The following is a 22,218-nucleotide window of genomic DNA, read 5'->3' as shown; positions in this document are numbered from 1 at the left end:
CCATCCGGCAATGCAGTATTTATCCTTTGCTGATAAGCTGTTCAACTTCAAAGCGATTGGTCACTTTGCTGTCGATTTTGACGTAAGCGGAATGCTCTTCCGCCACGATCAGCGCTTCGCTTACGCCTTTCATTGCCAACAGTCGCTGTTTTAGCCTGTCGTCAGCAACGATATCCGCTGGAATTTCCACACGCAGGCTGCTGACATAGGGCGGCTCTTTCATGGTACTTGCCACTGCCAGCCATACCATCGCCAGTACGGCCCCGGCAAGGAAAACGGTTTGCCCATCAAACGTGCCGTCTATCCAGCCGCCCAGCGAGCCGCCAAGCGCCACGCCAAGAAACTGACTGGTAGAATAGACGCCCATCGCCGTTCCTTTATACCCCGCGGGCGACTCTTTGCTAATAAGCGAAGGCAGCAGCGCCTCCATCAGATTAAAGGCGAGGAAAAAGAGTTGTACGCCAATCACCAGCTCCCAGAAATGCTGGCCCGCTCCCCACAACACGATTTCTGCGACGACAATGAGCCCCACGCAGAACAGGAATACCTGCTTCATCCGCCGTTTGACTTCAGCATAGATAATAAAAGGCACGACGGCGGCAAAGGCGATCACCATGGTTGCCAGATACACCTTCCAGTGTTCGGCGGCAGGAAAACCGGCATCGGCAAGCTGGCCGGGCAGGGCGACAAAGGTGGACATCAATAAAATATGCAGACACATAATGCCGAAATTGAGCTTGAGCAGCCTCGGCTCCGCCAGCACTTTACTGAAGCTGCCTTTGACTATCCCGGATTCGCGATTCAGCACATGGTTGGTACTGTTGGGAACCACCCAGATCGTCAAAATAATGCCCAGGGTGGCGAGGGCGGCGATCATCCAGAACAACGCGTTCAATCCCAGACTATGGGTAACGATCGGCCCTAATACCATCGCAATCGCGAAGGTGATACCAAAGCTGACGCCGATAAACGCCATCGCTTTGGTACGGTTTTGCTCGCGGGTGAGGTCAGACAGGAGCGCCATGACGGCGGCGGCAATAGCGCCGGACCCTTGTAGCGCTCGCCCCAGAATAATGCCCCAGATTGAGTGGGAGAGCGCGGCAATGACGCTGCCCGCGACAAATACCGCCAGTCCGCCGACAATCAGCGGTTTGCGGCCAATGCGGTCGGACAGCAGCCCAAAGGGAATTTGAAAGATAGCCTGCGCCAGCCCGTAAATGCCGATCGCAATGCCGATTAATGCTTCGCTGGCGCCCTGTAGCGCCATACCGTATGTGGTCAGTACTGGTAGAACCATAAACATGCCCAGCATACGCAACGAAAAGACGGTCCCTAAACCCCATGTGGCGCGCAGCTCCCCTGGCGTCATTTTATAATCGTTCATTGCCACCTCTGTATAAAAGCTGGGAGTAGTGTAGTGCGGGGAGTGTGTCGGGTAAATAGAGGGTTAATTAGCAAATATTATGTTTTTGAAACAGTTGAGCTAAAAAAGAGATAAATTGTTAACACGATAGGGGCGATCGGGAGAGTCAGCATAGCCTTGTGCTCATTCATATTCCGATCTCCTTGAGCTGTAGTGGCTATCTGAGCCATCTCAGTATAGTGTAGCGGTTAGCCACGGCCTTCAGGCTGTGTACGCTGTTGCTCCATGTAGCAATAGCAGACTCGTCAAGTCAGACTGTCAGCGAACCGCGCTGCTGGCCGGTGGGTGACTTTAAACTTTTGCTTTGCCATAGGAAGCCGATTCTGAAACGATGGCAATGATCAGAACCGTCCATCTCCTGAAAATTTGATTTATTCAACAACGCCGAGACTGATAGCAAACTTTCTGCGTGATGGCGCGCGTTTATCAGGCAGAAGGTTCGTCAGCAGTCGCATTTATTATATTATTCAAGGAGTGAATTCGTTATGGAAATTAAATTTTTATCATTATGTATTTTAGCGGGTGTTTTATTTGTTAGCCAGGTGAATGCTTCAGCGAACAACGGTAAAGATGATGTAAAATATGCTGCGCTTACCCAGAAGGATCTTGATGCTTTGCCTGTGGAAAAAAGAGCTTCGGTTCTGGATGAACTGGGGTTTATCCATGAATACGGCCTTAATGTACCGATGAATCGCGAACAGGCGTTGCAGTATTACAAGCAGGCCTGTGAGCTTGGCGGTAACTACGGCTGTTATAATGTGAAGTATGCTTATCAGTATGGCGACGGAGTGGCCAAAGATAGCGCTCAGGCCAATAAGTATGCTAAGAAAATGAATCTGGATAATTTATTGATTGAGCAAGAATATATTGATAAGTTTTCGCAAGAAATTTTCACGGCAAAAGTATTGGCCGATACGGATAAATCGCAGCGACCAGAATTTATTAATGCACTATTTAATTTTCTAAATAATAGGCCAGAGAGCGATGCGCTTTTTTTTAGTCGTATCGGATTTAATCAGGAAAAAACGTTCCGCCTTGCTACGCTATGGGTGCAGGACGGCGATCCACAAATGGATTATCAACTGGGGTTACTCACCCTTAATGATTTCTCTGGTCATTATGTGGATGAGCCTTATAAAGCCAGGCCGGCCTCGTTGAAATGGTTTCGCGCCGCCGCGGAAAAAGGCGTCGTTGAGGCCCAATCTCTCTTGGGGGGTATTTATTCGGGGGGAGAGGGCGATGAGTGGGGGATTAAGCCAGACATTCAGGAAGCACAAAAATGGTATGGACAGGCGGCTAAGCAGGGGGACAGCGATGCACAGATTGCGTTAGGTAAAATCTATTATTCTGGCGCAACAGGGCGCACTGATTACGCTAAAGCGCTGGCATTATTTACGCAGGTTGAAAATGATGGTACTAATTCGCGCTCAACGATGCCGTTGAGTTGGATGTATTATAACGGTTTAGGTACTGCACCTGATTGTGATAAAGCCTGGTCGTATTACAAGAAAGCATCTCGATATGTAGGTAAGATGGTTGAGGAAAAAATATTTTTAAGTAAGTGCGCAGCGGATATTCAGAGTCGAAAAAACAACGCGGATGCTTTACCTAAAGTAACGCTAAAAAAAGAGAGTGTTTTCTCTCGCGGGATAACGGCTAAACCGAAAGAATGCGCACTAATTTTTCAGATTGGCACAGATAAAATCCGTAACATGGCGAATTTGCATATTACGCTTGAGCTGAAAAATGATGATGGAATGGCAACTGAGGAAACGTTGATGATTCCGCCATTCGGTTTGAATACTCTGGGGATAGATATGCAAAATCATGATGTTGATCCTCTCATTACCACATACGATCTCCCGCTGTATACGCAAGATTTTTGTCACGGGATCGGCGATATCCATTTTACGCTGAAATCCGCTACGGCAACGATTAACGGTAAGAATGTCGATTTACTGAAAGCTGATAGTGTGCGCTTTTTAGATAAAGAATAAGGGAATGAAAAATGATAAAACGGAAATGGAGTATTTTGTTTCTGCTTGGGCTTTCTTTCGCATCGGTATGTCAGGCAGGTGATGATATTGACGCGTTGTATAGCCGTATTGCGCAGAAAGATATTCAGGCGCTAAATGAGCTAAAAGCGTTAGCCAAAGATAATAATGCTCAAGCGCTGGCGGAGTTGGGGTTTATTTATGAGTACGGTGTTTCAGTATCTGTGGATATTCCGCAAGCAATAAAGTACTACGAGCAGGCTTGTGATTTGGACGGTGATTATGGTTGCTTTAATGCAGCTTATTTCTATGAATATGGCATCGGTACCCAAAAGGACATTACGCAAGCGAAAACATTAGCAAAACAGCTTAGAGAAAAAATTAATCTATCCAATATCAATCTCGATAAAAAGGTGAGTGAACGTATAATTGGGAGTGTTTATAGTAATAAACTTGAGGCATATAGAGACCTTTCATTTCGTCCTCATTTTATTCAAGGCTTAAGTTTCTATTTTTATGCCCCGCAATCAGATGAGCGAAAACTGCTGAGTCGAATAGGTTTTGACTCATCACATCTTGCGCGGATAGCGATACTCTGGGCGAGAGAGGGTGATCCTGAGGTCGCGTATCAGACGGCAAAACTGGTCTCTACTTTGTATTTTAATAATGAAACGAAAACGATAGATATTGCTGAAGCGCTGAAATGGCTCCGAATTTCGGCCGAGAAGGGGGATGCCGACTCACAGACGCTGTTAGGTTTTCTTTATGAACACGCTGGATTGGGATTACAACCAGATGGAGAGAAAGCCAGGAAATGGTATGAAATGGCGGCGCAGCAAGGTAATGGAGAAGCATTGTATACGTTAGGTCGTATGTACTATTCTGGCGTAATGGTTAACGTTGATTACGATAAAGCGCTGTATTTTTTTTAAAAAAGCTTATGAGAAAGAATTACAGGCGGCCGCTGATTATTTAGCACAGATGTATTTTAATGGCCAGAGTGTAGATGTCGATTGCCAACAATCCTGGCACTATTACGATAACAGCTATATAAAAAAGATGACACAACGCGATTATCTTGATTATTGTGAAAAAGATCGAAAGCGCCGTAATGATTTTAGTCAGCAACTTCCTGAGCTGACATTAGAAAAATATGCGGGATTATTTGGCAGGATTGATAATATTCCTCTGTGTCAGATTGGATTTGTTGTCAATACGAATAAGTTAATTCATGTTGCGAACTTACGTGTGGAATTGATATTAAAAAATGATGCTGGAGTTAGTGACGAAAGAATGGTCGCTTTTCCTCCTTTGGGTCTCAATACTCTGGGTGCTGAACAGGGTATGGGGGATTCTTTTAAGTCGATGGGATATCTCTTGATGAAAAACGGTGACTTGTGTGATTACCATAAACTTACTTTCACCGTGAAGTCAGCGACGGCAACAATCAATGGTAAAAAAGTTGATTTACTGAAAACGGATAATTTACATATTATTCAGAATTGATAAGTCGTGGGGCGTTACTGCCTGATGAAATGAATAAAAAAACCGCCGTTTGTGACACGGCGGTTTTTTCAATAGCAACGCTTGTTACCAGACGTAAGTCAGTAGATTCTGCGAATTCGGCACCATAAAATCAACGGACATCATGATACTCAGCGCGGTAATCGCAATGATAGAGAAGCCGAACAGCTTGCGCGCCCAGACCTTATCATCTTCCACTTTGTAACCGCGTAGCGCCATGCCGAGCCACCAAACGCTGACCGCCGCGGCGACCACCAGGTATTTGTAACCAGCATAACCGCCCAACGTGAGCATTAGCGTTGCAACGGCAAACGCAATGATGTACAGCGTGATGTGGTTTTTAGCGACTGAGATTCCTTTTACCACCGGCAGAACCGGGATATTGGCCGCCTGATAGTCCTTAAAGCGGAAAATGGCGATGGCGTAAGAGTGCGGCATCTGCCAGAGGCTGAAAATAGCCAACAGAATCGCCGCGCCGCTGTCAAAGTCGCCCGTTACGGCGCAGTAGCCAATCACCGGCGGCGCTGCGCCGGAGAGAGAACCAATCAGCGTTCCGTAGACGGAGTGACGCTTCATGTACAAGCTGTACACGCCAACGTAGACCACGAAGCCCATCACCCCCAGCCAGCAGGCCAGAGGATTGGCGCCAAACCACAACAGCATAAAGCCAGCAATACCCAGCAGGGTGGCGTATACCAGCGAGACGCCAGGAGAAATCAGGCCTTTGACCAGCACCCGATTCTTGGTCCTTTCCATCTTCCTGTCGATATCCCTGTCGATGTAGTTGTTAAATACACAACCCGACGCCACAACCAGTGACACCCCGACCAGCGTATAAATGAACAGGGGATAGTCAATGCTGCCCTTTGAGGCCAGCAGAAATCCCCCGATCACCGAGATCAGGTTGCCAAAGATGATGCCTGGTTTCGTTACTTGCAGGTATTGCTTAAACATCATACTCGCCGCTCTTAGTGCATCATCATGTTGTAGTTGAGGTTCCACATAATCCAGATGGAGCCCACAACCAGGATGGCGATGATCAGCACGGTAAAGATGAAGGCCGTCATGTTCCAGCCTTCATCAGATTTGGTGTTCATGTGCAGGAAACACACCAGATGCACCAAAATCTGCACCACTGCCATTGCCAGGATAGATCCCAGAATAACGGCCGGAGAGGCAGCGCCGGTCATCACCATCCAGAATGGAATAACCGTCAGGATGACCGACAGGATAAAGCCGGTCATGTACGTTTTTACGCTGCCGTGGGATGCGCCGCCGCTCTCGGTAGAATGACTCATTACATCGCCCCCATCAGATAAACAACAGTGAATACGCAAATCCAAATCACATCCAGGAAGTGCCAGAACAGGCTCAGGCACATGATGCGGGTACGGTTAGTGCTGGTCAGACCGCGACGGGCAACTTGCACCATCAGCACCGCCATCCAGATCAAACCGGAAGTGACGTGCAGACCGTGCGTGCCGACCAGCGCGAAGAACGCAGACAGGAAGCCGCTGCGATCCGGGCCCATACCGTTAACAATCAGGTGATGGAATTCATAGAGTTCCATCCCGATAAATCCGGCACCGAACAAGAAGGTCAACGCCAGCCAGGAGATAACCTGGCTCTTGTTGTTCTTGTGCATGGCGATCGCCGCCATGCCGTAGGTAATGGAGCTAAATAACAGCAGGAAGGTTTCAACCAGAACGAACGGCAGTTCGAAAATGTCCTTACCTGTCGGGCCGCCAGCGGTGCCGTTCACCAGAACGGCATAGGTAGCAAACAGAATAGAGAACAGAATGCAGTCGCTCATCAGGTAGACCCAAAATCCGAAGATTTTGTTCTGGCCTGCGTCATGGTGCCCGTGTTCGTGCGCGTGGGCAGTCGCGTGCGTTAAAGTATCAGTTGCCATTTTTCAGCCCTGCCTTAGTAATCTCATCGAAATGCTGGTTTTCCAGTTTTTCGACTTCCGGGACCGGCACGTAGTAATCCACATCTTCATCAAAGCTTTTTACAATCCAGCTGATGATCATGCCTGCGAAACCCACTATCGCCAGCCACCAGATATGCCAGATCATGGCGAAGCCAAATACCGTTGCGAAGGCGGCGATAACAATACCGGCACCGCTATTTTTCGGCATATGAATCTCTTCATATTGTCCAGGCTGTTGGTACGCTTCGCCTTTTTCTTTCATTTCCCAGAAGGCGTCACGTTCGTGAACGTGCGGCACAACGGCAAAGTTATAGAACGGCGGCGGAGACGAGGTTGACCACTCCAGCGTACGGCCACCCCATGGGTCGCCGGTCAGATCGCGGTTCTGATCGCGGTCGCGAATAGAAACGAAGATCTGAATCAGTTGACACAGGATACCCAGCGCAATCAGCGCGGCGCCGGCGGCGGCAACCATCAGCATCGTATGGAACTGCGGATCAATTTGCTGGCTGAGGCGACGGGTCATGCCCATGAAGCCCAGTACATACAGCGGCATAAAGGCTACAAAGAAACCGATAATCCAGAACCAGAAGGCGCGTTTACCCCAGGTTTCGTTCAGCTTGAAGCCAAACGCCTTCGGCCACCAGTAGGTCATACCCGCGAAGCAGCCAAACACTACGCCGCCGATGATCACGTTATGGAAGTGCGCAATCAGGAACAGACTGTTGTGCAGGACGAAGTCCGCGCCCGGTACCGCCAGCAGCACGCCGGTCATACCGCCGACCGAGAAGGTCACGATAAAGCCGATGGTCCACATCATTGCGGAATGGAAGACGATACGGCCCTGATACATGGTGAACAACCAGTTGAAGATCTTCACCCCGGTCGGGATGGCGATAATCATGGTGGTGATACCGAAGAAGGCGTTAACGTTCGCGCCTGCGCCCATCGTGAAGAAGTGGTGCAGCCAAACGATAAACGACAGTACGGTAATACAGACGGTCGCCCAAACCAGCGAGGTATAGCCGAACAGACGTTTACGCGAGAAGGTCGCTGCGATTTCGGAGAATACCCCGAAGACCGGCAGAATCAGAATGTACACTTCCGGATGGCCCCAGGCCCAAATCAGGTTGATGTACATCATCATGTTGCCGCCCATATCGTTGGTAAAGAAATGGGTGCCCAGATAGCGATCCAGGGTCAGCAACGCGACGGTAACCGTCAGAATCGGGAAAGAGGCGATGATCAGTACGTTGGCGCACAAAGAGGCCCAGGTAAAGACCGGCATCTTGAACATTGTCATACCCGGCGCACGCATCTTCAGGATCGTCACGAAGAAGTTGATACCGGTTAACGTCGTACCAATACCCGAGAGTTGCAACGCCCATATCCAGTAATCGACCCCGACGCTGGGACTGTACTCTATTCCCGATAGCGGCGGATAAGCCAGCCACCCTGTCTGCGCGAATTCACCCACGCCCAGCGAGAGGTTAACCAGGATAACGCCGACAACGGTGAACCAGAAGCTCAGGTTGTTCAGGAAAGGGAACGCAACGTCGCGCGCGCCGATCTGCAGCGGAACCACCAGGTTCATCAGACCGATAACGAAGGGCATCGCCACGAAGAAGATCATGATTACGCCGTGAGCGGTAAAGATCTGATCGTAGTGGTGCGGCGGTAGAAAACCCGCTTCGCCTGCGGAGGCAAGCGCCTGCTGGCTACGCATCATGATGGCATCGGCGAAGCCACGTAACAGCATCACAATCGCGACGATGATATACATGATGCCGAGGCGTTTATGGTCAACCGACGTTAACCACTCTTTCCATAGGTAGGTCCACTTACCGAAGTAAGTAATCGCTGCCAGTATCGCCAGTCCCCCGACGATAATTGCAGCGATCGTTACCATGACGATAGGTTCATGGAACGGTACTGCATCCAGTGATAATTTTCCGAACATCTTATCTTCCTCAACCCTTGGAGTTGGCGGATTCCGCGTGGCTCATGTCCATACCTTCCATTCCTTCATGCGAGCTGTGCTCACCTTCAGGTTGGGTCATGTCCATGCTCTTACCGTGGCCCATGAATTTGTTAATAACGTCCTTGAACAAATCTGGTTTCACGCTGGAGAAATATTCCACCTTGTTGTACTCGCTTGGCATAGCCACTTTCTCGAACGCCGCCATATCATTCATGGTGTTCGGAGACTGCTTCGCTTTTGCGACCCATTGGTCGAATTCTGCGCGGTCTTTGGTGGCGATAGCTTTAAACTTCATACCAGAGAAGCCCGGGCCGCTATAGCTGGCGGAGATGCCATCGTAGGTTCCGGGTTCGTTGGCGATCAGATGCAAACGTGTTTGCATACCGGCCATGGCATAAATCTGGCTACCCAGACGCGGGATAAAGAAGGAGTTCATCACGGAGTTGGAGGTCACTTTGAAATAAACCGGCGTGTTCGCCGGGAAGGCGATCTCGTTGACGGTGGCGATACCCTGCTCCGGATAGATGAAGAACCATTTCCAGTCCATGGAAACCACTTCGATGGTGATCGGTTTTTCGTCATGCGCCAGCGGCTTGCTTGGTTCAAGCGCGTGCGTGGTTTTCCAGGTCAGTACGGCAAGGAAAATGATGATCAAGATAGGCACCGTCCAGACCACGGCTTCCACTTTATTGGAGTGTGACCAGTTCGGGCTATACTTCGCATCCTTATTACTCGCACGATACTTCCAGGCGAAACCAACAGCCATCAAGATGGCGGGAATAACGACGATCAACATCAGGCCAAATGCCGTCAGTATCAGCGAACGTTGCTCCAGTCCAATCTGTCCTTTGGGATCCAGCAGCGCAGAATTACAGCCACTGAGTAATGCAGTGCCTGCAATTAATGACAACCATCCCAAACTTTTATTGTATTTCCTGAGTCTCATTTAACGACCTCAATTCCACGGGACCTGGTGGCGTTTAAAGTGTAGGGGCATTTTACGGTAAGGTTACATTACTGTAAACATGATTGGTTCTGTGTTACCAAGTTCTGCCGCGCATGTCACATATGTTGCCAAGTATGTCGAAATAACTTTAAGACACTGTTGAAACTTTGCGTTATAACGGATGAGGTCTGTAAGTGGGATGTTGAGGGATAATTGGTATAACCAATGTAAAAATAAAACAATTACTTAACAATTTATTATCAATAAAAGGACAATCAACGGCAGAAATTTAAATTTAATCGGCTGAATCGTGTAAAGAAAATAGGTAGCGTAGAAATTACCAATAATTTCCAAAATTCTGTTGCGCACAAAAAGACAAATATATTTTTTATCAATTGATGGTTATTTAGCCGTTATAATTCCGGGTCGTTATTACAACGGCAAATAATGTTTTAGAGCAGGCGTGTTTTTCGTAGTGCCAGGTAGTCCAGCAACCCGCCAAAGACAATGCCGCACACGGCAACCGCTACCGCAGTCTCAAGCAATCCGGACAGGAATGAGAAGTTAGTGTAATCCAACGCGTTCATGGTCAGCAGGAGTACCCATACCGCCAGCAAAGCGACGCCCGCGAGCAGGATTGAAAGCGCGAAATTGTAGGCGCCACGGTATTGCGTGCGGGGAATGAAACGCTCGTTCTGCCAGCTATATTCCAGCGTTTGCCGACAGACCAGCAACAGTAACAGCCCGGGAACGGCGGCAACAACCGAGAAGAGGTAGAATGTCGGCCAGCCGTGCGCTTCAACGAACCAGCCCGCTACAGGACCAACATAAACGCGGCCTACTGCGGAGAGGGCCGACAGTAGGGCAAACTGTGTTGCGGAAAACGACTTATTACATAGCGTCATTAATAAGGCGACAAAGGCGGCAGTACCCATCCCGCCGCACAGATTTTCGAAAAAGACCGCCGCGCCCATGCTGAACATGTTTTTATCGGTAATGGAGAGCAACCAGTAACCGGCGTTGGACGCGCCTTGCAAAATGCCGAAAATCAGCAGCGCGCGAAACAGCGAAAGACGCTGCATTAATATGCCGCCGTATAACGCGCCGACGATCGTCGCCAGCAGGCCCAGCGTTTTATTGACCACGCCGACTTCGCCGGCGTCAAAGCCGACGCCGCGAATCAAAAAGGTGGTGGTCAGGCTCATAGCGAAGGCATCACCCAGTTTATAAAGCACAATGAGCAGTAAAATCAGCCAGGCGTTATTACGGCCAAAGAAATCGCGTAGCGGCGCGACGACGGCCTGTTCCAGCGATTTCGGGGACGGGATAGTATCGGTCGGTTCCGGCGCCAGTAAGGTGGCGATAATGCAGGGGATCAGCAATGCCGCCATCAGCCAGTACATGCCCTGCCAGCCGAGCCAGCGATCGGCCAGCCATAGCGCCAGTCCGCCGGAAACCAGCATTCCCAACCGGTAGCCAAGCACGCTGATTGCCGCGCCAGCGCCGCGTTCTTCTGCGGGTAAAACATCGGTTTTCCAGGCGTCGAACACGATATCCTGCGAGGCGGAGCAAAAAGCAATCACCACCGCCAGCGCCGCCATCCAGCGTAGCTGCGTGCCGGGTTCAAGAAAGCCCATCGCCGCAATCGCCGCCAGTAACAACAGTTGGGTGGCGAGTAACCAACCGCGACGACGACCTAAAAAAGGCGGCGTGTAGCGGTCCATCAGCGGGGACCAGAGAAACTTAAACACATAGGCCTGACCAACCAGCGAGAAGAAGCCAATCGTTTTAAGATCGATATTCTCGACGGTCATCCACGCCTGTAGCGTACCGGAAGTGAGCGCCAGCGGGAGACCGGAGGCAAAACCCAATATCAGCAGAATGGCTGAGCGCGGTTGCTGGAAAATACGTAAATATTGACTTGACATAGGCATCTACAGACCCGGCTTCTGCCGGGTCTTGTTGTTGCTATTAACGGGCGTTTTGCTTGATAAAATCGTGAATACTGGTGTCCTGAGACATATCAGCAATGGTATCGGTCAGAACGCTGTTTACCGCGTCGGCAATATTCTGGTTAGAGGCCTGGAACGCCCCTTCAATAGAGTAGTTGGCGCGATAGTTTTTGGTCATCTTGCTGCCATTTGCCGCGGTCGCAATAATCGCGATATCCGCTTTGGTCGCGATGTTGTAGCGCACGCTGCCCTGGGAAACATCAGCATACAGTTGGTTAACAATAATCTGCAGATTAACCGCGCCGTTAGGCCCGATCATATAGCCCCGCGCCGTCATCTGTTTTTCCAGGACTTCTTGTAACAGGAAGCGTAAATCGCGGGAGGCGGTTAACGTTACCAGCTGGTTGTTACGCGTGACTTTCGCTAACGCCTGATCCTGGCGCTGGTCCGCGCCGGTAATGCTAACGGTGACGCCCATCAGGCTCGGGTCCTGCTGTGGCAAGGTGATCTTCGGCGCGACGTCAATGGTCGTCGGCGGTGTGGCGCATCCTGCCAGCATAAACAGAGCGACTAACGGAAAGAGAAGTTTTTTTAACATATTCAGGCTCTCAATGACGCTTAAAACGTGATAGGTAAAAATTCCCGCCATCATAACACCGCTAACGGCGAGGGGAAGTGGTCAACGCAGGTAAATTCGTCGTAATGTCCGATTTGGTATTGATAACGGCGCGAGCGGGGATTTTGAGCGCTAAAAGAATGATTAAGGCAGTAAACTTCATACGTTTGGCTGAAATAATCAGACGAAAGCTAAATTTTTGTTGTCATGCTGTAATGGAAACGGTAAAAGCGGCTAGTATTTAAAGGGATGGGTGACATCACAGCGTTGTCGGAGGAGATTTTCATGATGATACGTGAGCAAATAGAAGAAAAATTAAGGACAGCGTTCGACCCCGTGTTTCTCGAAGTTGTGGATGAAAGCTATCGTCACAATGTTCCTGCAGGATCGGAAAGCCATTTTAAGGTCGTGCTGGTGAGCGATCGCTTTACAGGCGAACGTTTTCTTAATCGTCATCGGATGATTTACGGTACGTTAACGGCGGAACTCTCCACAACCGTACATGCGCTGGCACTGCATACTTATACCCTCAAAGAGTGGGAAGGGTTGCAGGATACTATCTTCGCGTCGCCTCCTTGTCGCGGCGCGGGAAGCATCGCGTAGCAAAACGGATTTGCAACTACCTCCGCTTTTCCAGTATGTTGCTACAGAATTATGTGAAAACGGCCTGCGGGCCGTTTTGTTTTGTCTGAATTTTGAGCGTGTCGTACAGTATTCAGACAAAAATTAGCCGAGAATTGTGAAAACCGCCGCAGCATCGCACAATCACCGTTCTCGACTCACAAAAGTGATGCCGCTATAATGCGCCGTCTTATATATGAACGTCTTCGGGATGATTCTGACGACAGGGAATGTGATTGATTATGAGAACATCCCGGTTCCGCGAAGCAAATAGCACGTGCTTGCGGAGTAGAGTTGACCGAGCACTGTGATTTTTTGAGGTAACAAGATGCAAGTTTCAGTTGAAACCACTCAGGGCCTTGGCCGCCGTGTAACGATTACAATCGCTGCTGACAGCATCGAGACCGCTGTAAAAAGCGAGCTGGTCAACGTAGCGAAAAAAGTACGTATTGACGGCTTCCGTAAAGGCAAAGTACCGATGAATATCGTCGCTCAGCGTTATGGCGCTTCTGTTCGCCAGGACGTGCTGGGCGATCTGATGAGCCGCAACTTCGTTGACGCGATCATCAAAGAAAAAATTAACCCGGCAGGCGCGCCGAACTATGTTCCGGGCGAATACAAAGTGGGTGAAGACTTCACTTACTCCGTCGAGTTTGAAGTCTATCCGGAAGTTGAGCTGACCGGCCTCGAGTCCATCGAAGTTGAAAAACCGGTTGTTGAAGTCACCGACGCTGACGTTGATGTGATGCTGGACACCCTGCGTAAGCAGCAGGCGACCTGGAAAGAAAAAGACGGCGCTGCTGATGCGGAAGACCGCGTGACCATCGACTTCACCGGCTCTGTAGACGGCGAAGAGTTCGAAGGCGGCAAAGCGACCGATTTCGTTCTGGCGATGGGCCAGGGTCGTATGATTCCGGGCTTTGAAGACGGCGTTAAAGGCCACAAAGCTGGCGAAGAGTTCACTATCGATGTGACCTTCCCGGAAGAGTACCATGCTGAAAACCTGAAAGGTAAAGCGGCTAAGTTCGTTATCAACCTGAAGAAAGTTGAAGAACGCGAACTGCCGGAACTGACCGAAGAATTCATCAAACGTTTCGGCGTTGAAGATGGTTCCGTAGCCGGTCTGCGCGCTGAAGTACGTAAAAACATGGAACGCGAGCTGAAAGGCGCGGTGCGTAACCGCGTTAAGTCTCAGGCGATCGAAGGTCTGGTAAAAGCTAACGACATCGACGTACCGGCTGCGCTGATCGACAGCGAAATCGACGTTCTGCGTCGTCAGGCTGCGCAGCGTTTTGGTGGTAACGAGAAACAGGCTCTGGAGCTGCCGCGCGAACTGTTCGAAGAACAGGCTAAGCGTCGTGTAGTTGTCGGTCTGCTGCTCGGCGAAGTCATTCGTACCAACGAGCTGAAAGCGGACGAAGAACGCGTTAAAGGCCTGATCGAAGAGATGGCGTCTGCTTACGAAGATCCGAAAGAAGTGATTGAGTTCTACAGCAAAAATAAAGAGCTGATGGACAATATGCGTAACGTCGCTCTGGAAGAACAGGCTGTTGAAGCGGTTCTGGCAAAAGCGAAAGTGTCTGAAAAAGCCACTTCCTTCAATGAGCTGATGAACCAGCAGGCGTAATTTTTCGCGTTAAAAGCACGAAATTTGCACAAAAACCCGTCACCTTTCAGTGACGGGTTTTTTTTGTCACGCATTTTGCATGGTAAGGGTGCGAAAACCGCGTTTCAGTGTTAGCGTTAGAGCAAAAGATTGTTATGCTTGAATTATGGCGATGCCGTACCCATTACAGAGGGACTGGCTGATAATCCGTCCATCAGGTTACAATCAGTACAGCAGGTTTTTTCAATTTTTATCCAGGAGACGGAAATGTCATACAGCGGAGAACGAGATAATTTGGCCCCTCATATGGCGCTGGTGCCGATGGTCATTGAACAGACCTCACGCGGTGAGCGCTCTTTTGATATCTATTCTCGTCTACTTAAGGAACGCGTCATATTTCTGACCGGCCAGGTCGAAGACCATATGGCTAACCTGATCGTGGCGCAGATGCTGTTCCTGGAAGCGGAAAATCCGGAAAAAGATATCTATCTGTACATTAATTCTCCTGGCGGCGTAATTACTGCGGGGATGTCCATCTATGACACCATGCAGTTTATTAAGCCAGACGTCAGCACCATTTGTATGGGACAGGCGGCCTCTATGGGGGCGTTTCTGCTGACTGCCGGGGCGAAAGGCAAACGTTTCTGCTTGCCGAACTCTCGCGTCATGATCCACCAGCCGCTGGGCGGCTACCAGGGCCAGGCGACGGATATTGAAATTCACGCCCGCGAAATTTTGAAAGTAAAAGGGCGCATGAATGAACTTATGGCGCATCATACGGGTCAATCTCTTGAGCAGATTGAACGTGATACTGAGCGCGATCGCTTCCTCTCCGCGCCTGAAGCGGTAGAGTACGGTTTGGTTGACTCAATTTTGACCCATCGTAATTGATGCCCTGGACGCAAGTGTGCCGCTATACACTTCATCCTTCACGCTACCTCGGTGTTGGCTGCCAGCGCGCCTCCCAGTGACTTACTTATGTAAGCGCCTGCGGAGTCGACGAGTTGCCGCCTTGATGTAGCTCGAATGATTTTGTGTATATACTAATGAAGGGCGGCACAACGCTGATTAGCGGCTTGCGCCTGAGAATGGCATTTGCGTCGTCGTGTGCGGCACAAAGAACAAAGAAGAGGTTTTGACTCATGACAGATAAACGCAAAGATGGCTCGGGCAAATTGTTGTACTGCTCTTTTTGCGGCAAAAGCCAGCATGAAGTGCGCAAGCTGATTGCCGGTCCATCCGTGTATATCTGCGACGAATGCGTCGATTTATGTAACGACATTATTCGCGAAGAAATTAAAGAAGTTGCTCCGCACCGTGAACGTAGTGCGCTGCCGACGCCGCATGAAATTCGTACCCACCTGGACGATTACGTTATCGGCCAGGAGCAGGCGAAAAAAGTGCTGGCGGTGGCGGTCTATAACCACTACAAGCGTCTGCGTAACGGCGATACCAGCAATGGCGTCGAGTTAGGTAAAAGCAACATTCTGCTGATTGGACCGACCGGTTCCGGTAAAACGCTGCTGGCGGAAACGCTGGCGCGCTTGCTGGATGTGCCGTTCACTATGGCGGATGCGACCACGCTAACCGAAGCGGGTTACGTTGGTGAAGACGTCGAGAATATCATTCAGAAACTGTTGCAGAAATGCGACTACGACGTGCAAAAAGCGCAGCGTGGGATTGTCTACATTGATGAAATCGATAAGATTTCGCGTAAATCAGACAATCCGTCCATTACCCGCGATGTTTCCGGCGAAGGCGTACAGCAGGCGTTGCTGAAACTGATCGAAGGCACCGTCGCCGCGGTTCCACCGCAGGGCGGTCGCAAACATCCGCAGCAGGAGTTCTTACAGGTAGATACCTCTAAGATTCTGTTTATCTGCGGCGGCGCGTTTGCCGGTCTGGATAAAGTGATCGCTAACCGTGTTGAAACCGGCTCCGGCATTGGTTTTGGCGCGACGGTGAAAGCGAAGTCCGACAAAGCCAGCGAAGGCGAGCTGTTGTCGCAGGTTGAACCGGAAGATTTGATCAAATTTGGTCTGATTCCTGAGTTTATCGGTCGTCTGCCAGTGGTAGCGACGCTGAATGAACTCAGCGAAGAAGCGCTGATTCAAATCCTGAAAGAGCCGAAAAATGCGCTGACCAAGCAGTATCAGGCGCTGTTTAACCTGGAAGGCGTCGATCTGGAATTCCGTGACGAAGCGCTGGACGCTATCGCCAGGAAAGCAATGGCGCGTAAAACCGGCGCCCGTGGCCTGCGTTCTATCGTCGAAGCGGCGCTGCTGGATACCATGTACGATTTGCCATCTATGGAAGACGTCGAAAAAGTGGTGATCGACGAGTCCGTTATTGCCGGTCAGAGTAAGCCGTTGCTGATTTACGGCAAACCGGAAGCGCAGGCTTCTGGCGAATAATTAAACATTCATACAATCAGTTAGCCAAAAAAGGGGGGATTTTATCTCCCCTTTCGTTTTTCCTGTAAACACGCCGTTGAATGTGTGGGAAACATCCCCATATACTGACGTACATGTTATAGGTGGTATGGAGCACAGCTATACTATCTGATTACCTGGCGGACACTAAACTAAGAGAGAGCTCTATGAATCCTGAGCGTTCTGAACGCATTGAAATCCCCGTATTGCCCTTGCGCGATGTGGTGGTTTATCCGCACATGGTCATACCCTTATTTGTAGGGCGGGAAAAATCTATCCGTTGTCTGGAAGCGGCTATGGACCATGATAAAAAAATCATGCTGGTCGCCCAGAAGGAAGCATCGACGGATGAGCCGGGTGTAAACGATCTTTTCACCGTCGGGACCGTGGCCTCTATTTTGCAGATGCTGAAACTGCCTGACGGCACCGTAAAAGTGCTGGTCGAGGGGTTACAGCGCGCGCGTATTTCCGCGCTGTCTGACAACGGCGAACATTTCTCCGCGAAGGCGGAGTACCTTGATTCGCCAGCCATTGATGAGCGTGAACAAGAAGTGCTGGTGCGTACCGCTATCAGCCAGTTCGAAGGCTACATCAAGCTGAACAAAAAAATTCCGCCGGAAGTGCTGACGTCACTCAATAGCATTGACGACCCTGCACGTCTGGCTGACACCATCGCCGCGCATATGCCGCTGAAACTGGCGGATAAACAGTCCGTACTGGAGATGTCCGACGTTAACGAACGTCTGGAATATCTGATGGCGATGATGGAATCTGAAATCGATCTGCTGCAGGTTGAGAAACGCATTCGCAACCGCGTGAAAAAGCAGATGGAGAAATCCCAGCGCGAGTACTATCTGAACGAGCAAATGAAAGCGATTCAGAAAGAGCTTGGCGAGATGGACGACGCGCCGGACGAAAACGAAGCGCTGAAGCGTAAGATCGACGCGGCGAAAATGCCGAAAGAGGCGAAAGAGAAAGCGGAAGCGGAACTGCAGAAGCTGAAAATGATGTCTCCGATGTCGGCGGAAGCGACCGTGGTGCGCGGCTACATCGACTGGATGGTGCAGGTGCCGTGGAATGCGCGTAGCAAGGTCAAAAAAGACCTGCGTCAGGCGCAGGAAATCCTCGATACTGACCATTATGGTCTGGAGCGCGTGAAAGACCGCATCCTTGAGTATCTCGCGGTTCAAAGCCGTGTAAATAAAATCAAGGGGCCGATCCTGTGTCTGGTGGGGCCGCCGGGGGTAGGTAAAACCTCGTTGGGCCAGTCCATCGCTAAAGCAACAGGGCGTAAATACATCCGTATGGCGCTGGGCGGCGTGCGTGATGAAGCGGAAATCCGCGGTCATCGCCGGACTTACATTGGCTCTATGCCGGGTAAACTGATCCAAAAAATGGCCAAAGTGGGGGTTAAAAACCCACTGTTCCTGCTCGATGAGATCGACAAAATGTCTTCTGACATGCGCGGCGATCCGGCTTCCGCACTGCTGGAAGTGCTGGATCCGGAGCAGAACGTGGCGTTCAGCGATCATTACCTGGAAGTGGATTACGATCTCAGCGATGTGATGTTTGTCGCCACTTCCAACTCCATGAACATTCCGGCGCCGCTGCTGGATCGTATGGAAGTGATCCGTCTGTCCGGTTATACCGAAGACGAGAAGCTGAATATTGCTAAACGTCACCTGCTGCCGAAGCAGATCGAGCGTAACGCGCTGAAGAAAGGCGAACTGACGGTCGACGATAGCGCGATTATCGGTATTATCCGCTATTACACGCGTGAAGCGGGCGTTCGTAGTCTGGAGCGTGAAATCTCCAAACTGTGCCGCAAAGCGGTTAAACAACTGTTGCTCGATAAGTCGTTAAAACATATCGAAATTAACGGCGATAATCTGCACGACTACCTCGGTGTGCAGCGCTTTGATTATGGCCGCGCGGATAGCGAAAACCGCGTAGGTCAGGTGACGGGCCTGGCGTGGACGGAAGTGGGCGGCGATCTGTTGACCATCGAAACCGCCTGCGTACCGGGTAAAGGTAAGTTGACCTACACCGGCTCGCTCGGTGAAGTGATGCAGGAATCTATTCAGGCGGCGCTGACCGTGGTGCGCGCGCGCGCGGAAAAACTGGGTATTAATCCGGACTTTTACGAAAAACGCGATATCCACGTTCACGTGCCGGAAGGCGCAACGCCGAAAGACGGTCCAAGCGCCGGTATCGCGATGTGTACCGCGCTGGTTTCCTGCCTGACCGGTAATCCGGTGCGCGCAGATGTGGCAATGACCGGTGAGATCACGCTGCGTGGTCAGGTATTGCCGATCGGCGGCCTGAAAGAAAAACTGTTGGCGGCGCATCGCGGCGGGATTAAAACGGTCTTAATTCCATTCGAAAATAAACGTGACCTGGAGGAAATTCCGGACAACGTCATTGCCGATCTGGATATTCACCCGGTTAAGCGTATTGAGGAAGTTCTGACGCTTGCTCTGCAAAACGAACCGTCTGGAATGCAGGTTGTAACCGCAAAATAGTGACCTCGCGCAAATAGCGCTAATAAAAACAGGGCTGGCAGGCTATTTCGGACTTGCCAGCCTTTTTTTGTATAGCTAATTTAGATGGTTGATTGGGTCTGCCACCATTAACGGGTGTTGTAAGGGCGTGGCAGGCCTGATATAACTGCTGCGCGGTCGTACTTCGAAGGATTCAGGTGCGATATAAATTATAAAGAGGAAGAGAAGAGTGAATAAATCTCAACTGATCGAAAAAATTGCTGCAGGGGCTGATATCTCTAAGGCTGCGGCTGGACGTGCGTTAGATGCGATTATTGCTTCTGTTACCGAATCTCTGAAAGAAGGGGATGACGTTGCACTGGTAGGCTTTGGTACTTTTGCTGTTAAAGAGCGTGCTGCCCGTACTGGTCGCAACCCGCAAACAGGTAAAGAGATCACCATCGCCGCTGCCAAAGTGCCGAGTTTCCGTGCAGGTAAAGCGCTGAAAGACGCGGTAAACTAAGCGTGATCCCCTCGGGGGATGTGACAAAGTACAAGGGCGCATCAACTGATGTGCCTTTTTTATTGGCGATTCGGGACTTTCTGTGCGTTGCGGGCTGACAATTGCCCTCGTTTCTTGTCACAATAGGCTTTTGTGCGCCGCGTTCAGAAAATGCGATGCGCGTGAAGTCTCTATACGCAAATCATTCAGGTTGCGTCGACGCGGCTACTGAGCGAATCACTCAGTAGCCAGCAGAGAAGCCGCCTGAAAGATAAAGTGTAAAGTCACCTACAGCGGAGTGTGGTTACACCATGATGGACAGCTTACGCACGGCTGCAAACAGTCTCGTGCTCAAGATTATTTTCGTTATCATTATCGTGTCGTTCATTTTGACCGGCGTTAGTGGTTACCTGATTGGCGGAAGCAATAACTACGCCGCAAAAGTGAATGGCCAGGAAATCAGCCGGGCACAGTTTGAGAATGCGTTTAACAACGAACGTAACCGTATGCAGCAGCAGTTGGGCGACAGGTATTCTGAACTGGCGGCCAACGAAGGTTATATGAAAAGCCTGCGCCAGCAGGTGCTGAATCGTCTGATAGATGAAGCGCTGTTGGATCAATATTCCCGCGAACTGAAACTGGGCATCAGCGATGAGCAGGTAAAACAGGCGATTTTCGCCACTCCCGCTTTTCAGGTGGACGGTAAGTTTGACAACAACCGCTATAACGCGATTGTGAATCAGATGGGAATGACCGCCGATCAGTACGCTCAGGCGCTGCGTAACCAGCTTACCACTCAGCAACTGATCAACGGCGTGGCCGGTACTGATTTTATGCTGAAAGGGGAAACCGACGAACTGGCGGCATTAGTCTCTCAACAGCGCGTGGTGCGTGAAGCCGTTATTGATGTCAACGCGCTGGCGGCGAAGCAGCAGGTGACCGATCAGGAAGTGTCCAGCTACTACGATCAGAATAAAGTCCGCTTTATGACGCCGGAACAGTTCCGCGTAAGCTATATCAAGCTGGATGCCGCGACGATGCAGGCACCGGTCAGCGATGCGGATATTCAGGCCTATTATGACCAGCATGTAGATCAGTTTACTCAGCCGGAGCGCATTCGTTACAGCATTATTCAGACCAAAACGGAAGATGATGCGAAAGCGGTACTGGATGCGCTGAACAAGGGCGAAGATTTCGCCACGCTGGCGAAAGAGAAATCTACCGATATCATCTCTGCGCGTAATGGCGGCGATATGGGCTGGCTGGAAGAGTCTGCCACGGTGCCGGAACTGAAAAACGCCGGATTAAAAGAAAAAGGCCAGATATCTGGCGTGATTAAGTCGTCTGTCGGTTTTCTGGTGGCGCGTCTGGATGATATTCAGCCTGCCAAAGTGAAACCGTTAAGCGAGGTTCGCGACGACATTGCCGCGAAAGTGAAACAGGAAAAAGCGCTGGATGCTTACTATGCGTTGCAGCAGAAGGTGAGCGATGCGGCAAGCAACGACAATGAGTCGTTAGCAGGCGCTGAACAGGTCGCTGGCGTAAAAGCAGTTGAAACCGGCTGGTTTAGCCGTGACACCTTACCGGAAGAGCTGAACTTCAAACCGGTAGCCGATGCTATCTTTAATGGCGGTCTGGTAGGCGAAAACGGTACGCCGGGGCCGAATTCAGACATTATCACCGTAGATGGCGACCGGGCTTTTGTTGTGCGCGTGAGCGAACATAAACCTGAAGCCGTGAAGCCGTTGGCAGAAGTGAAAGAACAGGTCACTGCCCTGGTGAAGCATAACAAAGCGGAACAACAGGCGAAGCTGGATGCGGAAAAACTGCTGGTCGAGCTGAAAGCGGGCAAAGGCGCGGAAGCGATGAAAGCGGCGGGTCTGAGTTTTGGCGAGCCTAAAACGTTAAGTCGTACCAGTCAGGATCCGGTGAGTCAGGCGGCCTTTGCGTTAAGCCTTCCGACGAAAGATAAGCCAGTTTATGGCGTGGCGAACGATATGCAGGGTAACGTCGTTCTGCTGGCGTTTGACGAGGTGAAAGCGGGCGCCATGCCGGAAGCGCAGAAAAAAGCGATGGTGCAGGGCATCACGCAGAACAATGCGCAAATTGTCTTTGAGGCGCTGATGAGCAATCTGCGTAAAGAGGCGAAAATCAAAATCGGCGACGCTCTGGAACAGCAGTAATCGTCGAGGCGCTTCGCAAAAAATT

General features: G+C 50.5%; 16 protein-coding genes and 1 pseudogene. 9 read left to right on the top strand and 8 right to left on the bottom strand.

Annotated features, from left to right (window positions below):
• Positions 1-19: 19 nt before the first annotated feature.
• On the bottom strand, positions 20-1,384 hold the full coding sequence (locus tag ACLJRS_RS12905; protein WP_001000927.1) for an MFS transporter: 1,365 nt from the start codon (positions 1,382-1,384) through the stop codon (positions 20-22).
• Positions 1,385-1,908: 524 nt separating this feature from the next.
• On the opposite strand from ACLJRS_RS12905, the gene ACLJRS_RS12900 reads away from it, so the two are divergent.
• Both ACLJRS_RS12900 and ACLJRS_RS12895 read left to right on the top strand, forming a co-directional pair.
• On the top strand, positions 1,909-3,420 hold the full coding sequence (locus ACLJRS_RS12900) for an SEL1-like repeat protein (protein ID WP_000403149.1): 1,512 nt from the start codon (positions 1,909-1,911) through the stop codon (positions 3,418-3,420).
• Between the two features lie 11 nt (positions 3,421-3,431).
• Positions 3,432-4,923 (top strand): annotated as a pseudogene (locus ACLJRS_RS12895) (tetratricopeptide repeat protein).
• Between the two features lie 84 nt (positions 4,924-5,007).
• On the opposite strand, the gene cyoE reads toward ACLJRS_RS12895, so the two are convergent.
• The 7 genes from cyoE to ACLJRS_RS12860 all read right to left on the bottom strand — a co-directional run bounded on the left by cyoE (position 5,008) and on the right by ACLJRS_RS12860 (position 12,351).
• Positions 5,008-5,898 carry a heme o synthase gene (gene cyoE, locus ACLJRS_RS12890; protein ID WP_000971352.1) on the bottom strand — a complete coding sequence of 297 codons (891 nt, stop codon included), beginning with the start codon at positions 5,896-5,898 and terminating at the stop codon, positions 5,008-5,010.
• A gap of 11 nt (positions 5,899-5,909) precedes the next feature.
• Complete coding sequence (locus ACLJRS_RS12885; protein WP_000019878.1) at positions 5,910-6,239, bottom strand: cytochrome o ubiquinol oxidase subunit IV; 330 nt, start codon at positions 6,237-6,239, stop codon at positions 5,910-5,912.
• Entirely contained in the window at positions 6,239-6,853 is a 615-nt protein-coding gene (locus ACLJRS_RS12880) for a cytochrome o ubiquinol oxidase subunit III (RefSeq protein ID WP_000179833.1), read from the bottom strand. Before ACLJRS_RS12880 ends, ACLJRS_RS12885 begins: the two co-directional genes overlap by 1 nt.
• Positions 6,843-8,834, bottom strand: a complete 1,992-nt coding sequence (cyoB, locus tag ACLJRS_RS12875; protein ID WP_000467158.1) for a cytochrome o ubiquinol oxidase subunit I — start codon at positions 8,832-8,834, stop codon at positions 6,843-6,845. The genes ACLJRS_RS12880 and cyoB overlap by 11 nt, the downstream gene beginning before the upstream one ends.
• A 10-nt stretch (positions 8,835-8,844) precedes the next feature.
• The gene (gene cyoA / locus ACLJRS_RS12870) at positions 8,845-9,801 is read right to left on the bottom strand and encodes a cytochrome o ubiquinol oxidase subunit II (protein WP_001239449.1); all 957 of its coding nucleotides are present in this window, start codon (positions 9,799-9,801) and stop codon (positions 8,845-8,847) included.
• Positions 9,802-10,253: 452 nt separating this feature from the next.
• Positions 10,254-11,729 carry a muropeptide MFS transporter AmpG gene (gene ampG / locus ACLJRS_RS12865; protein WP_000098473.1) on the bottom strand — a complete coding sequence of 492 codons (1,476 nt, stop codon included), beginning with the start codon at positions 11,727-11,729 and terminating at the stop codon, positions 10,254-10,256.
• 43 nt (positions 11,730-11,772) lie between these two features.
• A complete protein-coding gene (locus tag ACLJRS_RS12860) occupies positions 11,773-12,351 on the bottom strand; it encodes a lipoprotein (protein ID WP_001537832.1) in 579 nt (192 codons plus the stop codon).
• Positions 12,352-12,654: 303 nt separating this feature from the next.
• Between ACLJRS_RS12860 and bolA the strand changes: the two genes are divergently transcribed.
• The 7 genes from bolA (at position 12,655) to ppiD (ending at position 22,193) form a co-directional block, all read left to right on the top strand.
• Entirely contained in the window at positions 12,655-12,972 is a 318-nt protein-coding gene (gene bolA, locus ACLJRS_RS12855) for a transcriptional regulator BolA (RefSeq protein WP_000973433.1), read from the top strand.
• Between the two features lie 346 nt (positions 12,973-13,318).
• A complete protein-coding gene (tig, locus tag ACLJRS_RS12850) occupies positions 13,319-14,617 on the top strand; it encodes a trigger factor (RefSeq protein WP_001198403.1) in 1,299 nt (432 codons plus the stop codon).
• A 246-nt stretch (positions 14,618-14,863) separates the two neighbouring features.
• Positions 14,864-15,487 carry an ATP-dependent Clp endopeptidase proteolytic subunit ClpP gene (gene clpP, locus ACLJRS_RS12845; RefSeq protein ID WP_000122257.1) on the top strand — a complete coding sequence of 208 codons (624 nt, stop codon included), beginning with the start codon at positions 14,864-14,866 and terminating at the stop codon, positions 15,485-15,487.
• Between the two features lie 251 nt (positions 15,488-15,738).
• On the top strand, positions 15,739-17,010 hold the full coding sequence (gene clpX, locus ACLJRS_RS12840) for an ATP-dependent protease ATP-binding subunit ClpX (protein ID WP_000130314.1): 1,272 nt from the start codon (positions 15,739-15,741) through the stop codon (positions 17,008-17,010).
• Positions 17,011-17,195: 185 nt separating this feature from the next.
• Positions 17,196-19,550, top strand: a complete 2,355-nt coding sequence (gene lon, locus ACLJRS_RS12835) for an endopeptidase La (RefSeq protein WP_001067723.1) — start codon at positions 17,196-17,198, stop codon at positions 19,548-19,550.
• Positions 19,551-19,740: 190 nt separating this feature from the next.
• Positions 19,741-20,031 carry a nucleoid-associated protein HU-beta gene (hupB, locus tag ACLJRS_RS12830; protein WP_254888479.1) on the top strand — a complete coding sequence of 97 codons (291 nt, stop codon included), beginning with the start codon at positions 19,741-19,743 and terminating at the stop codon, positions 20,029-20,031.
• Between the two features lie 290 nt (positions 20,032-20,321).
• Positions 20,322-22,193, top strand: a complete 1,872-nt coding sequence (ppiD, locus tag ACLJRS_RS12825; protein ID WP_000969434.1) for a peptidylprolyl isomerase — start codon at positions 20,322-20,324, stop codon at positions 22,191-22,193.
• The last annotated feature ends 25 nt before the right edge of the window (positions 22,194-22,218 follow it).

This window comes from Salmonella sp. SAL00670 (genome assembly GCF_046552235.1).
Taxonomy (GTDB): Bacteria; Pseudomonadota; Gammaproteobacteria; order Enterobacterales; family Enterobacteriaceae; genus Salmonella; species Salmonella enterica.
This window is presented reverse-complemented; position numbering and strand designations above follow the sequence as displayed.

What these genes read in the sequence shown, in the direction of transcription:
- ACLJRS_RS12905 (WP_001000927.1), bottom strand. Translation starts at nt 1,384, where the DNA reads ATGAACGATTATAAAATGACGCCAGGGGAGCTGCGCGCCACATGGGGT.
- ACLJRS_RS12900 (WP_000403149.1), top strand. Translation starts at nt 1,909, where the DNA reads ATGGAAATTAAATTTTTATCATTATGTATTTTAGCGGGTGTTTTATTT.
- cyoE (WP_000971352.1), bottom strand. Translation starts at nt 5,898, where the DNA reads ATGATGTTTAAGCAATACCTGCAAGTAACGAAACCAGGCATCATCTTT.
- ACLJRS_RS12885 (WP_000019878.1), bottom strand. Translation starts at nt 6,239, where the DNA reads ATGAGTCATTCTACCGAGAGCGGCGGCGCATCCCACGGCAGCGTAAAA.
- ACLJRS_RS12880 (WP_000179833.1), bottom strand. Translation starts at nt 6,853, where the DNA reads ATGGCAACTGATACTTTAACGCACGCGACTGCCCACGCGCACGAACAC.
- cyoB (WP_000467158.1), bottom strand. Translation starts at nt 8,834, where the DNA reads ATGTTCGGAAAATTATCACTGGATGCAGTACCGTTCCATGAACCTATC.
- cyoA (WP_001239449.1), bottom strand. Translation starts at nt 9,801, where the DNA reads ATGAGACTCAGGAAATACAATAAAAGTTTGGGATGGTTGTCATTAATT.
- ampG (WP_000098473.1), bottom strand. Translation starts at nt 11,729, where the DNA reads ATGTCAAGTCAATATTTACGTATTTTCCAGCAACCGCGCTCAGCCATT.
- ACLJRS_RS12860 (WP_001537832.1), bottom strand. Translation starts at nt 12,351, where the DNA reads ATGTTAAAAAAACTTCTCTTTCCGTTAGTCGCTCTGTTTATGCTGGCA.
- bolA (WP_000973433.1), top strand. Translation starts at nt 12,655, where the DNA reads ATGATGATACGTGAGCAAATAGAAGAAAAATTAAGGACAGCGTTCGAC.
- tig (WP_001198403.1), top strand. Translation starts at nt 13,319, where the DNA reads ATGCAAGTTTCAGTTGAAACCACTCAGGGCCTTGGCCGCCGTGTAACG.
- clpP (WP_000122257.1), top strand. Translation starts at nt 14,864, where the DNA reads ATGTCATACAGCGGAGAACGAGATAATTTGGCCCCTCATATGGCGCTG.
- clpX (WP_000130314.1), top strand. Translation starts at nt 15,739, where the DNA reads ATGACAGATAAACGCAAAGATGGCTCGGGCAAATTGTTGTACTGCTCT.
- lon (WP_001067723.1), top strand. Translation starts at nt 17,196, where the DNA reads ATGAATCCTGAGCGTTCTGAACGCATTGAAATCCCCGTATTGCCCTTG.
- ppiD (WP_000969434.1), top strand. Translation starts at nt 20,322, where the DNA reads ATGATGGACAGCTTACGCACGGCTGCAAACAGTCTCGTGCTCAAGATT.